The 14,448-nt window shown below is 62.8% G+C and carries 8 protein-coding genes; 1 reads left to right on the top strand and 7 read right to left on the bottom strand.

All coding sequences use genetic code 11. The features are described from left to right. Window positions 1-17: 17 nt before the first annotated feature. The 3 genes from LGY53_RS05260 to LGY53_RS05270 all read right to left on the bottom strand — a co-directional run bounded on the left by LGY53_RS05260 (window position 18) and on the right by LGY53_RS05270 (window position 4,971). Window positions 18-1,568 carry a DUF4185 domain-containing protein gene (locus LGY53_RS05260; protein WP_225725472.1) on the bottom strand — a complete coding sequence of 517 codons (1,551 nt, stop codon included), beginning with the start codon at window positions 1,566-1,568 and terminating at the stop codon, window positions 18-20. A 466-nt stretch (window positions 1,569-2,034) separates the two neighbouring features. Beyond that, window positions 2,035-2,799 carry a PE-PPE domain-containing protein gene (locus tag LGY53_RS05265; protein ID WP_225725473.1) on the bottom strand — a complete coding sequence of 255 codons (765 nt, stop codon included), beginning with the start codon at window positions 2,797-2,799 and terminating at the stop codon, window positions 2,035-2,037. Between the two features lie 1,215 nt (window positions 2,800-4,014). After that, complete coding sequence (locus LGY53_RS05270) at window positions 4,015-4,971, bottom strand: hypothetical protein (protein WP_225725474.1); 957 nt, start codon at window positions 4,969-4,971, stop codon at window positions 4,015-4,017. Window positions 4,972-5,804: 833 nt separating this feature from the next. On the opposite strand from LGY53_RS05270, the gene LGY53_RS05275 reads away from it, so the two are divergent. Next, window positions 5,805-6,194, top strand: a complete 390-nt coding sequence (locus LGY53_RS05275; RefSeq protein WP_225725475.1) for a RodZ family helix-turn-helix domain-containing protein — start codon at window positions 5,805-5,807, stop codon at window positions 6,192-6,194. A 113-nt stretch (window positions 6,195-6,307) separates the two neighbouring features. Here the strand turns inward: LGY53_RS05275 and LGY53_RS44360 are convergent, their stop codons facing one another. From LGY53_RS44360 to LGY53_RS05295, 4 genes are all read right to left on the bottom strand, one after another. After that, a complete protein-coding gene (locus LGY53_RS44360) occupies window positions 6,308-6,847 on the bottom strand; it encodes an ImmA/IrrE family metallo-endopeptidase (protein ID WP_225725476.1) in 540 nt (179 codons plus the stop codon). A gap of 603 nt (window positions 6,848-7,450) precedes the next feature. Continuing rightward, complete coding sequence (locus LGY53_RS05285) at window positions 7,451-8,446, bottom strand: aldo/keto reductase (protein ID WP_225725477.1); 996 nt, start codon at window positions 8,444-8,446, stop codon at window positions 7,451-7,453. 28 nt (window positions 8,447-8,474) lie between these two features. After that, complete coding sequence (locus LGY53_RS05290; RefSeq protein WP_225725478.1) at window positions 8,475-9,647, bottom strand: MAB_1171c family putative transporter; 1,173 nt, start codon at window positions 9,645-9,647, stop codon at window positions 8,475-8,477. A gap of 116 nt (window positions 9,648-9,763) precedes the next feature. Further along, a complete protein-coding gene (locus tag LGY53_RS05295) occupies window positions 9,764-14,386 on the bottom strand; it encodes a hypothetical protein (protein WP_225725479.1) in 4,623 nt (1,540 codons plus the stop codon). Window positions 14,387-14,448: the final 62 nt, after the last annotated feature.

Raw genomic sequence — 14,448 nt, forward strand, 5'->3', positions numbered from 1 at the left:
TACCCGATTACGTTGCGTCACTTCAGAATCGCGTGCATGAGGTACACGTTGTAGCTGTTCCACGCCGACATGGTGAAGTACAGATCTCGGCCGGTAGACCACGGGTGGATGAACCCGCCGTACGCAGTCGGATAGTCCTCGGTGCTGACCAGCGGGACCGGTTCGGTCCACGCGCCCTGTGGTTCGGCTGCGGTGCGCAGCACGATCTGCTGGCGTACCACATCGAGATACACCATCTGCCATTGCGCGGAGCTCTGGTCGAAACGCACGGACAGTTCGCTTGCGGTGCCGGAAACCAAAGGCGTGGCAAGCAATTCGTTGGCTCCGTCTGCCGGAACCCAGGTACCGTTCACCCAGTACTGGTATGCAGATTTGTTGAGCACCTGGTCCCTGGGTACTCGGGCGAGGCCGATGACTCCGAGGCGCCCGTTCGGTGTGCCGAACATATAAACGTAGTCGCCGTGCGGAACCATCGCCGCGACCTGGAAGCGGCCGACTCCGAACAAGTTGTCCCAGCGGGCCCATTGCGACTTGGTCCAGGTGCGACCGTTGTCGTCTGACCAGGCGATGCCGCCGAGATTGGTCCACCACATGCCTGGGATGCGGCTCCAGTGGTTGACCGACATGTAGGTCAAGTATTGCCGGTCACCGATGGCGAACCCTGAGGTGGGGATGGTCGTGTGCTCTAAGTTCTTGATTTTGCGACTGTCCAGGATCTCGGCGGCATGGCAACGCCGGTTTTGGACGAAATCATCGAGGACGAGCCCGTTCGAGAGATCGCGGTCGGTGCTGTACGCGATGACATTGCTGCGCCAATCCTGTTGGTCGGTGCCTGCCCCGGTGGGCTGCCAGCCCTTGCCGAAAGTGTCGCCGAAGACGACGGCGATCTGGCCGGGCCGGGTCTCCCACATCAGGCCGAGGTCGGTGCCGTCTACCGACCAGCGCATGTCAGTGCGATTGGGCGAGCCATGCCCAGTCACCTGATTCACCAGTCGAACTGAATCCACCTGCGGCGGCGCCACCGGCGCGGCGACGGGTCCGGGTGCGGATGATTGCGGATCCGGGTTTGGTGCGGGCTGAGGCTCAGGGCCATCGCCGCCGGGCACCGGAATGGGAATGGGTTCGGGTTCGGGCTGCATCTCGACACGTGGCAGCGACAGCCCGCTGCCGGTGCCGCCAGGCATGGTGCTCGGCGTCGGGGTGAGATCGGTCGGGATGTCCGGGCACGGATTGACGCACGGATCGGACGGCAGCGCAGCGGGGTCGATCCGGGTGTTGTCGGGTTTGGGCCCGGGTATCGGGACCGGCACCAACTGCGGTATAGGGACCGGAATCTTGATGATCGAATTTGGTTGCGGCTGTGTGGGATCAGGATTTGGCTGCCGAGCAAGCGGATCGAATCCCGTTTCGCCACAACTGTTCATGGGCGGAGCGGCCCATGGATGGGCAGGAGCGGCCTGTGCAGGAGTGGCGGGAACCAAGACGGCTCCGAGAGTAAGGACACCGGAAAGGGCTAGTGCGGCAGAGCTTTCGGAGTGTAGTAGCGGGCGGCGATGCCGAAATCCCATCGGAGCGTGTCCCCTCGTCCAAGCTTGAACCGCACCACTGTAACGACCCGATGCCGAATTTGCATGCCGCCGAATAGGTCACGAGCGAGTCGACCTGATCGGCACTCGTCGCACAGTTGAGGGAGGGAAGAAAAGGCCCCGCCCTCGGACGGTTAGGAGCCCGAGGGCGGGGCGCGCCCCTGCTACCGCGCCGCCTACAACCGCGAGGGGTGGCGTGAGAGGGCGGGAGATGGAGCGGGAGGGGCGGGTTCTTGTGGGAGGCTCGGCTCACGCTGAGCTACCAAAAGGATTCGGGGGCTGCGTTGCGCACCAGGATCACGAATGTCGTTGCGGCTGAGACCTTTAACCTCTTACCGATGACTCGAGCCTATCGCCTACTAGGCGTCGATCCCGAAAAGATGACCAACACCGCGGGTCGGAAACTGCGCTCCGCGCAATTCGCGATCCGTCCTGCGTTGTCGTCGGATCAGCCATGAGCGTTGAGGATGACGGCAAGTCGATCGCAGTAGCCATCGCGCTGATATGCCAGGACGTGCTGGCCGCCATGTAAGTATCCGTCCATCAGTGCCGCAGCCTGCGCCCACAGCCGCCATGTGCGTATCGGGTGCACCCACCAGTCAGGCCGAGTCGGTTGCCAACAATTGGCACGGATGCGGTCGGACAGCGCCTGAGTCCAGCCGCCGAGCTGCGCGAAACTGAATGCGGAAACCGTGTCGGCGAGGGTGCGCAGCGGTGAGTCTGGCGAGCAGGAGGTGATTGCGTCTGCGGGATTGGCGACTTCCCAGGTCGGGATGTCCTCGGGCCATGGTCCGTGTTGACCGTTGATACCGAATCCCACCGGACGTGGATCGATCGAATCTCCCTCGCGGCGTAGGGGATTGGCGATGTTGGCGGCCCACGCGATGTCGCAGTCGGCGTATTGGCCGCGGGCCTTGGCTTCGAGGAACCTCGTGACAACTTCGGCGCCGAGGCTGTAGCCGAGCAGTCCGACGCGGTTCGGCGCGGCGCGGATCGCTGCCGCCAACGCTTGTACACCGTCGTTGATGGATTGCTCCTCCGAACACCCATCGAAGTCGGCTTGCGGATTGGCCGGGCCGATGCTCGCCGGATAATCGACGTCGAGTCCGATGAAGTACTTGGCACGGTCGAGTTTGCCGGTGACGGCACCGAGCAGGTTGTCCGGTGAACCCTGAGGCTCACCGGTGCCCCGACATGTCAGGACGGTAATCATGTGCGGCCCTTCCGCTCGAATCGATTGATACGGTCAGCCCCGAACGGACGCTCCGTGTGGCCATCCGGTTCTGGAACAGCTGCGTAGTGAGGTCCGGTAGGACCATCAACACCCATTCCGCCGGCGAGATTCGTCGTGTCGGCGTGATGTCTTGCAACGCCATTAATTTCGAATTGCTCGAGCCGAATAGACTTGAGTCGTACGCCGGGTCCCACCCCAGTGCATGCACGGAGGCGGGACCCGGAGCCCACCGGATCCGCAGCCTGCTACTGCATGCAGGCGAGAGACCACGAATCGGTGAGCAGCAATGCGGCAGGCTCGTCCCCGCGAGTCCTATTAGTTAGCCGGGGGCGTGCCGCAATTGGGTATTATCAGCGCAGAACCATCGCTGGGCATTGTACGAATTCGGTTGCGGCACAAGCCTATCACCGAGTTCATGACAATCCTTCAGAACACCCAACATGCCTCAACGGTCCACAAAGCACGCATTGGCGGCTTGCGTTGAGAGCGAATTCAACAGCGCGCGCCTGGCGGTATCCACCCAAATCCATTGCAGCCGCGCAATGGTAGCGATACCACACAATCGTGGGTCGATGGCGCGCACCGCAATCAATATCCTCGGTTCCGCCGACAATGAAAGTATGGATACTGGTGCGGACCAATCTTTCTCGCTCTGATCGACGTAGTCACACCAGTCCTGGATGCAGTCGCGGGCGATGCGCGCACGCGGGGGCCGAGGCGACGGAGCACCACATCGCCGAGCGCTACTGCACCGCCGATTTCACGGTGGATCATGCGGCACTCCAGGTGGCGGCGGTGGTTCCGGACTCCTGACAAGACGGCGCCGTGCTCGGCCGGAGCGGAGTCGTTCGGCGAGGTAGGTGCGGACTCGGTGACGGTGTTCGGCGCTGGAGCCGGGACCGCGTGTTGCGAGGATCTCGGCGGCCGGCAGCGGCCCACGTCCGCCCGGACGGGTGGCACGAATCAGGTAGGTGAGGTGACCGGGCATGATGCGCGGCAACGTTTCGTCGGAACGAAGCGGCCGGCTGTAGTACTGCCGTACCGCGGCGCACGCGGCGTCGAACCCCCAATGGGCGTCTCTCGCGGCGAAACCCCATGCGGCTCGGGTGCAGAGGTCATTCGACAATCGGTTGTCGTAGCCGACGATCAGCGAAATCAGTGCTATGACTTCCGACTCCGTCAGCATCATGTTCTTCATTCCGTCGGAAGCGACTCGAACGGATCGCCCAACAGAGTCAATGGCATTCGCTCGGAGTCGAGCACGACAACACTCGGCGTTGTTGCACCGTCGCGGGCTTGCTCGCGAGCACGCGCCGCGTGGAAGTCGGCGGCAGCCTGGCGGTGTTGGCGCTCCCGGGCGGTCATCCACCCCCCGGCCGGGTGCGTCCGTGACTCGCCGGAGCGGCGAATCCAGTTGCGCCAGGTCGCAGGCCAGTCCACCATCGCGCGACCAGTGGCACGGTAGTAGTCGGCGAATTTGCGGTGCTCGATTTGCAGATCGACGCCCGGGCATTCGGCCCGCATGGTTTCCACCAGCGTCGCATCGGGTCTCCACCCATCCGGAAGCACGGTAGCGCGGCGACGGGAGGGCATCGCCGCACCGGGCTCGAGGTTCTCATTGAAAATCGCTGCGGTCACATCCGATTCGTCGAATGGGCTCGGCAATGTGGACGGGTCGGCCGCCGGCCTGCGCAACAGTGCCAGGACCCGGTGTGCGCGCGGTTCAGCAGTCGACCAGCACGCCAGGTCTGGCAATCGGTCCCGCAGCTTCCGCAGTTCGTGCACCACCACGGCCTGCAGTGTCGGCGAACTGATGTCAGCGTAGTCATTGACTACTCCGATCGCCCCGTTGACCGACCGCATGATCCCATCGTGCTTGATGTGGGTACGGACCAGGATCTCCTCGGTGTCGACATCCACCACGACGAACTGTTTCTCTACCAATTCCGCTGCGGCCGTGAGGATGTGCATCGCCGCAGAGCCCCGCGTCTTCGAGGCCAGTCGGGCGGGATGCCAGTCAGTCACGCCACACTTCGACAGCCGGGGATGAGCCAGCAATCGCAGGTAGAGATGCTGAGCGGACTCGCTCAACTCGCTCCAGTCCTCATCGGCCCAGATGTCGATGCGGAGCTTGGCGTACTCACGCGGCATGGCCGCATCCCCGCGCGGCATCGGGATTGAACCGCACCAGCACAACCCCGCCACGGACCTCGGCCTCGAACCCGGACCCGAACGCCGCCGCACGGCCGTGCCGAATCCGATGCTTGGTCGAATGCGGATAGCGCGTGGGCCACGGGTACCGCGCCCAGCGACCCGGGTTCGCGCGTAACGCATTGGCAAACTCCCGGTTCGCCCGTTCACGGGCACGGGTTACCGGAGCGGGCACCTCGTCGACAAACACAATCATGGGGATGACTTTCTTTGGAGCAGGTCGATAAACGCAGAAAAATGGCCGCCCTGGAGGCGGCCCCGGTGAGCTAGGCGCTCCCGAGAACGTTCCAGACGTTACATATGGTTGCAACTAGTTGCAACCATAGACTGCAGAAATCAGTGCGCATACGTGCCTAAACGAGACCTAATAGAGGAATCTTGCATACATCTACGCCCATCCGGAGCCTCGCTAGAGGCTCCGGTTTCGTTGTCAGGCTTCCGTATACGAGAGGAGGTGGCGAAGGGTCGACACGAGTCCACACGTAAAGCACCCACGAAGGGGTCTGGGTAGGATGCAGCGAGGCACCTCCCTACAGCGGAACCTTTGCAATGTTGCAGGCAAGCACTGCCCTGGATCGATCTCACTGCAAGGATTGCAACCATCGCGCCACCATCCCTAACGGCGCCCCCAACCCCTGCAGCTGAACAAATCCACTTACTACCAGCGAGTAATCTAGCCGCTAACGGTCGGCTGCTCATGAGAGCAAACGTGTTATAGTGTGTGCAGCAGGGGGTTAAGTTACAACCAACTACCTAGCATCGGATCAATACCCATGAGCAGACGACGGAGCGCGCCGGTTCCGCTGGAGGTGAGCGAGGCGCTGCGGGAAGCCCGCGAACGACGGGTCCTGTCGCGCGAGAAGGCAGCCCAACTTGCCAACATCAGTACGAGCCTGTGGACTCAGATCGAGAATGGGGTTCAGTACAAGAAAGATCGCAAGGTCCAGACCACTACGACGGCCGACACTTTGCAATCAATGGCAGAGGCGGTCGGGCTCGACCCACAGGTCGTGTTGGTCAAAGCCGGTTTGGAATCCCCCAAGGAAACCGCACAGACCCCGCCATCAAGGGGCGGCATAATCGATCTTTCCGGGCTGTCCGAGTACGACCTGCATCTCGTGGCAGGCTACGTAGCCGGGCTCAAGGCCCGCTACACTCGCTGACCGACCCTGGCACAGAGTCAGCCGACCGTCGGAGGCTCATCCTCGCCTCAAGAGTGAGAGGCGTTGGGGCCTAGCTCCTCTCATCTTCGTACGGTGACAGCACCGCCGCCTTCTTAGCGACGGAATGCGGGCCACGGAAAAGGTGATGCAGGTGGCGCTTCAACCCACACGCAGGTGATGCCGCTCGGAAGCGTCTCTGTGCCCGCCCAAGACAAGCGATCCAGGCGACTAGGCGGAATGAGCCGGCGCTCCGATAGCTTGAGATTGAGCAAACGGTGCGTCAGTATCGAAACACTGACCCCCAGCCTGGCCGCGCAGAGTTCAATTGAATCGAACCGGGCCACAGCCTCTTGAAGGTTCTCGACAGGAATCAAACGGCGGACGACGAGATCGTGAACAGCAAGCTCCACTCTGATCCGTGGAAGCCGCCCCATCCGGGCACGCCGAACCATCCAGCTGCGTTCGAGGATGGCATGAGCGACTCCATGGGCAACTGCCTCATTGTGCTCGGCCGGGGGTAGCTCGGCCTGTACGATCACCGACCGTATATCGGGAACCCACACCACAATTGGCTCTACCGACGGCACCGTGCGCACATGAATACCGAGGTCGACAGCGTGTTCGCAAGCGTCGTAACCTAACGGCTCAGACATCCTTGCATTCCAACCTGTTCGCTCACTGCACTCATGTCATTACGTTATCGGTCCACGCCCCTTCTCACCCCACCTGTCAAGTACCGCACCGAGGCCTTGGCCTCTACTCCTCACCCCGAACCCGAGCGAGGCAATCGTCAATAATACGAAGATCGGTTTCAGGTAGATCCGACAAGTCCGTGACCCGTCCCAGCTCGGTCGACACCACCTCGACTGCCATTGGATAGCGCGGCCGACCGACCATCCGCGCGCATCAGCGATTCGTCGAACTCATCGGGCGTGTGCGCACCCGGCCGCCTGGTCATAGCAGAAATCGTACAGCCGACCAACAACGTGTGTTCCGCCGGGCTCTCGTCACCATCACCAACCAACTTGAACCGCACCAGGTTTGGCGCACACAGCGGGCACGAAACCCGGTGCGGTTCAATGGCCGCAGGCATTGCAGCACGTTCCGTGTGACGATGTATTGGGAAGTAACCGATGCCGTGCAGCATGGAATCCACAGGGAAGCAACGCATTTCGCCTGTCCCCTGTAGCTCTACAGGTCACTCACACAAGATTTCGCACACGCCCGGCTCCATCGAACGACAGCACCATAGTTCGTCAGTGTCCTACGCGGGCCATTGCTTGTTCGGGATAGCGGTCGCCTCGCACCGCGGCGGGGGGCACAGCTCGGGTGAGGCGGTGCAGTTGGTCGGTTGTGAGCGTCAGATCGGCCGCAGCCGTGTTCTGTTCGAGGTAGTGAGCTCGCTTGGTACCGGGGATGGGCACGATGTCCTCACCTTGTGCCAGCAACCAGGCGAGGGCCGCTTGGGCGGGGGTGCAGTTGATCTCGGCGGCGACCTGGGTGACGTTGCGGGCCAAGGCAAGATTGGCGGCGATGTTCTCCGCGGCGAATCGGGGCCAGTTCCGCCGGTCGTCCTGGCCGGTGAGCTGGTCACGGGAGTGTAGGGCGCCGCCCAGCATGCCCCGCCCGAGAGGGGAGTAGACCACGACGGTGACGCCGAGGTCGCGGCAGGTGTCGAGCATCTGGCCCTCCACCACGTCCCGGGTGAACAACGAGTACTCGAGTTGGATTGCCGCGACGGGATGGGTCGCGTGAGCACGGCGCAGGGTCTGGGGGTTGACCTCGGACAGGCCGATGTAGCGGACTTTGCCGCTGGCGACGAGGTCTGCCATGGCTCCGACTGTGTCCTCGATGGGAACGTGAGGGTCACGACGGTGGAGGTAATACAGGTCGATGTGGTCTGTGCCCAGACGTCGCAGTGATGCGTCGCAGGCCGATGTCACGTAATCCGGTGAGCCGTCCACAGCGGCGACCAACCCGGTGACTGGATCGTGGCGCAGACCAAACTTCGTCGCCAGGACGACCTGGTCGCGGCGGCTCCGGCGGAGCCATCGACCGAGCAACTCTTCATTGGCGCCGCGGCCGTACGCGTCGGAAGTGTCAAGGAAGGCAGCCCCCAACTCGGCGGCACGGTCCAGAGTGCGCATCGACTCGTGCTCGTCAGCGACGCCGTAAGCGATGGACATGCCCATACACCCCAACCCGACGGCCGGCACCTGAAACCCGGTTGCCCCGAGCGTCCGGTATCTCATGAATCATCCTCTCCTGCTTGGTTCTGTCTTATGTATTGAATGCGCGGGCCAGGTCCACCAGCCAGCGGACCTCATCGTCGTAGTCATCACCACAAGGCGCGGTGAGTTCATCTCCCTCCCCCAGTCGGGGCCGTTCAGAGCAGGCCTTAGCGGTGATCGCCGCCTTCAGCCGGGACGCCTCCACGGCCGCCAGCCAACGCTCTGCGGACAGGCCGTGGCCCTCCGCCTGTACTGGCGGATGAAGGGGCAAATAAGCGCGTAACGCGTGGCGTCCGTCTTGGATCTCGATAACCCTGCGGTACAGCCGGTAGCTGACATCCCGGAGTGTCAGCCAGTCGGCCAACCGGGTGCGGGGCATCGAATGCGTGAGCGCGATCTCCGGAGCGGCCTGGAGCAGCGCCCGCCACAAGGGGTAGAGCTGGGCGCAGGCCAAATACTCTTTTACCAAGGCATGCAGCGCCGATAGCCGCGGCCCCCACGATGGCATGGTCAGGCCGGCAGCGAACAGGATGACGCCGATCCCGGTGCTCAGTGAGGTGACAAATTCCCAGTCCAGTGGCCTGAGCCCCAGATGCACAGCCAAGATTGCGATCGCGCGGTGCAGGCAGAAAACAAGGTAGGCGGCTGCGCCAGCTGCGGCGACCCGCAGCCCCCGTCGCAGCCAGACCTGGCTGGACTGCCGCGCGTAACGCACGCTCAGCCGCACGACCTCGATCATTTCCGCGCCGAACGCGGTCACATAAACCAGCAGGTAGGCCGCACCCAGCGGCCGGTCGGCGTGCTGGACCAGGTAATGCGTAGCGCGGGCGTGGCCTGGCGTGAAGTCGGCGATCCACAACACGATCAACGCCAGAGCGAACACGCTGGCGGCAGCCATATATATGCCAGCGCGCGGCCGTGCCTGCTGGGTGGGGTGGACCCAAAACACCGCCGCCACCAACATCGCGGTGCTCGCAACCACACCTCCTAGCAGATGGTTAATAAGGATGGCGATGTCGGGCACGCCGATTTGCTCGTCCACCCACGCGGACACCGCTGGTGTTCCGAGGGCGAAGGAGATGCCTTTGCAAAAGAAGGTGACCAATAGAGCGATCAGCGATGGGTCACGTCGGCCCAGCCTCAGATCCCACAACTTGTACAGCAGCGCAAGCACGCACACGGCCGCACCTATGGGGAACACCACTTGCTTGGGATCAGCCATCCTCACTCCAGACAAGCTTGCACCGCGGTGGATAACTGCAATAGATCCACCTTTCGTCGCCCCATGATCCGCCGCGGCAGTGCATTCACCTCTATTCGAGAGAGGAGGCAAGCGGTTCACCGTTCACTTCCCCACCGGGGGGCCAGGGATTGGCTGAGTCGCTGAACCGGGCCGGGGTCGGCACTGGTGTCATCTGGTTGCCGAGTGATCCAGTGACGGGCTCGCTCCGCTAAGACTGAAGCCATCACTTCGGCCTCGGCCTCTTGGCGGTCGTCATACGCCGATCGTGGCAATACCGACCGCAGAAGCTCCAAATCCAGGTCCGGGAACAGCATTCGGGTCAATTCTCCGTCGACCAATCCCTCACCACTGTGCCCACAGATCATGTGGCCGAGCTCGTGCAGGATAATGTGCTCTTGACGCAGTCGGGTCGTACTGGCCTCGTAGAACACGAGATCTTCAGTATCCGTGGAAATCCACAGCCCACACGGCTGAGACACAGGCAGTGAGACCGCCACCGCGCGAATTGGCCGACCCCGTATGGCAGCGACGGCGGCCGTCAGTTCGTCGAGGTCGCAGGAAGCGGGCAACCCGAGTTCACGGATCCTTCGCTCAACGACGTCCTCCCCTGCACCGAGTGCCCGCGCAGTATCCTCGAGATCCCGCAGGTGCTCGAGTAGTCCCGGTGCTTCCAAACGGGCGAATTCGCGAGCGGTGTCGTAGATCGCGGCGAGCGCCTGCATCCGTTCGCGATGTGTCCGAACCGAACTCAGTTGCGCCCAGTCGGTCGCCACGAGATCGGATTCGATTTCGAATGTTCGCTTGCGCTGTTCGTCGGTCGCCGCGCCGAACCTACCGGTATCCACCGCTTCCCGGATCTGCTGGCGCACATCATCCAAGCGGATGAGGAGATAGAGCCGCAATCCGGCCAGCCGATCGTCGGACAGTCGGACCGCGGTGGACTCGTAATCCGCGAATAGCGCTGTGAGGCTCTGATTCTCACCGCCCATTCGAACGTCCAGAGCTTCGTTCAACAGATCCAGTCGCCGGGCTACCTCCTGCCCATTTCCCTTGATATCCGACAGCGGCAGGTCGACGTTGCCGATTGGATTGGCACGGTTCACCTCTGCGCGTACGGTCGCGGTTGACGTCTCGTCGATGTTGTCGCGCAACCACTTACGGGCATCACGATCGCAGAGGAATGCTTCAACACGTTCACCGGCTACGTCGCCTCGCTCATCGAGTTCAGTGATGCGGGCCCGATACGGTAGGGCGCTCCCGTGGTCCGGGGTGGCCGCGGCATCGCGGGCCGCACGGCTCAATGTGTCGAGCTCGTCCTGAAGGGCTTGAAGCCGTCCACGTGCGTAAGCGGGAACCTCGATCGGCTCCATATGCTCGCCGCTGCGGCCGAATTCAGCACTGTATGGCGCTCCTATCTCCAGGTCGCTGAGCAGTTCAGCGGCACGAGCTGCATGGCCTTCGGCTACCGAGCCGACTCGACGCTCACCACCAGGGACGGTGGCGTCGCGCCGATACTCGTAAACCGCCCATTCACCGTGGTGCAACACGACTTCGAGTGCACGATCGCTATCCGCTGGATCGGTGAACCGCACAAGTTCACCGGCATTCCGCGCGGCTTCGGATCGTGCTTGTGCCACTTCGGCCGGATCAGCCGATGTCTGACCGGTTTCCGCACGGCGGCCGTTTGATGGCAGGACATCTGGAGCCAGAGCTGTCAGTCGGACAATGCGGTCGTCGAAGTAGTTGAGGTGATCGCGGATTCGGTTCGGCACCGGAACCGGGGGCCAGCGACGTATCCCGTTCGCCTCCGTAGAGAGGACACCTCGCGACAGATCGCCCATCAGGTCACCAGCACGTCCGTAGCGTTCCGTTATCGTTCCGACGATCTGATAGCCCTCATCGCTACGAATGCCGTCGAAGGCAGCCCATCCGCCAGCAGACCATCCGATCGTGACGATTCGCTCGGGCTGACGGGTATCGGCAAATTCCATCTCCCAGGGCCGATTGCACAGCAGAGCCAGTTCTGCTGCGGCACGTTCCGCATCGAGAACAACTGAATCAGGCACAGGTTCGGCGAATCCCCGGCGCTTGACGGCTTCGATATGGCGGGGCCGAAGACCAGCAGCGAGGGCCGCCTGTTCGGCCTGCCAGTAACGCTGTTGGATCCTCCTCGGTGCGTCGGCGAGGGTGAGTCGCGTCGCTGTACTTGCCGCGGCATGGCACGCGGCTTCTACTTCAACCAACGCTTCGGCTTGCTCTGCCGTTAAGTCGATTTCGCCGATGACCTTGGCTAGCTCATCGAAATGTGTTTGCGCCCAATTCGATTCGTTTGCCAGTCGGTCGACCCGGATCCCGATCTCATTACGGGCACCGGAGGCTTCCCCGAGGACACGAGCTAGTTCGGTGCGCAATGCCAGCAAAGTGTCTTCCGTCTCGGCGAGAGCAGGATCTCCTACGCGCAGACCCGGGCCTTCCGCGCGGCCGATGGCGCTCTCGACCACCCCGACGTAGTCGGCGACGGCTGGAGCCAAAACCGCTGTATTCAAGGACATTACGCTCGGGAGGAACTTCAGCGCCCCACGATTCTCGGCGGGCTGGTTCAGATAGCGGATGTAGTGGTCCGGCGTGCGTCCATCAATGATTTCTTGCAGGTCGCCGTCGCCCAACCGGGAAACGGTACGCAGGCGAGCTTCGTAGGGACCGTTGTGCTGCTCGGCCAAGGTCGTCAACCACGCACGCGCACTCTGCTTATCGGAGAACCGCGCCGTGAGCGGAACCTGTAGCAGCTCCGGCAGGTCGGGAGCCACCGCCTGAGCGAACGCCACCGCATGACCGGGCGGTGCGAAATCCGGTTCCTCGGAATTGATTTCGAGCGTTGCCGTCCAGTATGCGCACCGCGTGATGGATTCGATCGCTGCTGCATCGAGACCTTCTGCGGCCGCTTCGGCGCGCAGCGTCCGGTAGCGACCTGCCAGCGCGTCGATGTCGGCGCTTTCGTCTGGGTAGTCGTGAGCATGCAGCCCCTGACGGGATGCGTGGATAGTCAGTTCGACCGCCGCCAGCGCCAGTTGCTCGCCGACGTCATCGACCGGCGGCACTTCGGCGCCGAGCTCGGTCAGCATCCGATCCCAATGTGCGCGCGCAAGGTCACCGCGGGGCACCACCTTTGCTATCTGCTGCGCGACCCATGCGTCCTCACCGACCAGATGAGGTGCCGTCAACATAGAAAGGATCTGCTCGCGTGTGGCATTGAGCTCGGCGTCGAATTCCTCGATGACTTCGAACGATCCGGTTTCGGCAAGTTCGATGAGGCGCCAAGCGTACTTGGTGGTCAGTCCATGCAGTACTGCCGCATCGAGTGGCTGGTGACCAGTGAGTCCAGCATGGGAATGCCGTATACCCAGCCGAAACGGGCCGTCCTCGGAGAACGCCGGAGTCGCGTGCGCGATATCGATGGGGCCGATGCCTAAGTCGAGTGCCGCTGTAAACCTTTCCGCCACCTGCTCGACGAGATGCTCTGCGATCGGATCGAGCGCAGGGCCGCGTGGCCCATAACTACGGAGCTCGGCGGCAGCCTGGTCGAGCGCTTCGATGGCCTCACGCTGATCGGCATCCAATGCGAGCGGCTGCTCCGCGCTGTCGCTGATCCACTTCTGGCGGGTAGCCGACACCCGAACCAAAGCTCGGGTGAGATCAACAGAGCCCTCGTAGTCGGACAGCGTGCCGATGGCGTCGCTGGGCAGTTGGATCGGCGGGTAGGTATCCACCTCGACGCCCAGCTTGGTCAATGCAGGGCCTGATTCGAGAGCATCGGTCAGACTGGAGAGCCTCTCCGCGGCAGCGAGATCACCGAGATAGATCCGCTCACCCGTCACCGGGTCGCGGGCGAGTGCGGCTGCGCGCCAACCGTTCTGGCCACCTGAAACTTCCACCAGCTGGCCATCACGCGTGGGCACTATTACCGATACGCCGGTGTCCAGCAACTCGCTGAGCTGTCTGCGGTAGCGGAACACCAAGTCGATGTCCTCGTGCCCGCGAACTCGACCAGCCGACTGTCCTTCACCGGATGTCGCCGAATCATCAGCCTCTGCAAGGGAATTCAATAACGCGAAGTAGCCCTCGGACTCCAGCACGTTCAGTACGCGCTCAGCCGCGGCGGCAGTGTCACGTGGATCGTCACTGCTAGAACCATCGCGCATCCGGCCGATCCGATCGTCAATGGTGATCAGATGGTCCAGAACATCGATGTGCCGGCTGATCGCAGGTTGGGTGCCGACCTGGACGATGGCGACGCGGAGTTGGTCGGTGCGCACCCACGCCTCGAAAGCGAAACCACAGCTCGGGTCTACCGCGAACGCGCGAGCCCAGGCGTAGTCCAGGCAAAGCCGCTTCACGGCAGCGGCATCAGCCGCCACACTGCCGGTGAATCGGGGCTCGGTATCGACCGCCACGGCGAGTAGGTGTAGGTCATTGCGGACGATCGACGGTGCGGCGTCCGTCTCGCGAAACAGCACCCGCATTCTGCCGGAATGGGGGTCGAACGCGCTCAGCGTAGCGTCGATCTGCCCGGATCCATTGCGTACCTTATCCATTAGCCACAGCCGGGCGCTGCGCTCGCAGTCGAACCACTCTCGGGTGGGGTACTGCTCATCGTGTTCGCGGTAGGCAGCGTGGTAGGGCGTCGGTAGCGGCTCCGCGGAGAAGTTTCTCGTGTCCATGACTACTGCCCACCGTCGTCGCGAAGGATGTGGCGGCCGAGCACCCGGTATTCGGTGGTGCT

Source organism: Nocardia sp. JCM 34519.1 (assembly GCF_020361265.1).
GTDB lineage: Bacteria > Actinomycetota > Actinomycetes > Mycobacteriales > Mycobacteriaceae > Nocardia > Nocardia arthritidis_A.

What these genes read in the sequence shown, in the direction of transcription:
- LGY53_RS05285 (WP_225725477.1), bottom strand. Translation starts at nt 8,446, where the DNA reads ATGAGATACCGGACGCTCGGGGCAACCGGGTTTCAGGTGCCGGCCGTC.
- LGY53_RS05270 (WP_225725474.1), bottom strand. Translation starts at nt 4,971, where the DNA reads ATGCCGCGTGAGTACGCCAAGCTCCGCATCGACATCTGGGCCGATGAG.
- LGY53_RS05260 (WP_225725472.1), bottom strand. Translation starts at nt 1,568, where the DNA reads ATGGGATTTCGGCATCGCCGCCCGCTACTACACTCCGAAAGCTCTGCC.
- LGY53_RS05290 (WP_225725478.1), bottom strand. Translation starts at nt 9,647, where the DNA reads ATGGCTGATCCCAAGCAAGTGGTGTTCCCCATAGGTGCGGCCGTGTGC.
- LGY53_RS44360 (WP_225725476.1), bottom strand. Translation starts at nt 6,847, where the DNA reads ATGTCTGAGCCGTTAGGTTACGACGCTTGCGAACACGCTGTCGACCTC.
- LGY53_RS05295 (WP_225725479.1), bottom strand. Translation starts at nt 14,386, where the DNA reads ATGGACACGAGAAACTTCTCCGCGGAGCCGCTACCGACGCCCTACCAC.
- LGY53_RS05275 (WP_225725475.1), top strand. Translation starts at nt 5,805, where the DNA reads ATGAGCAGACGACGGAGCGCGCCGGTTCCGCTGGAGGTGAGCGAGGCG.
- LGY53_RS05265 (WP_225725473.1), bottom strand. Translation starts at nt 2,799, where the DNA reads ATGATTACCGTCCTGACATGTCGGGGCACCGGTGAGCCTCAGGGTTCA.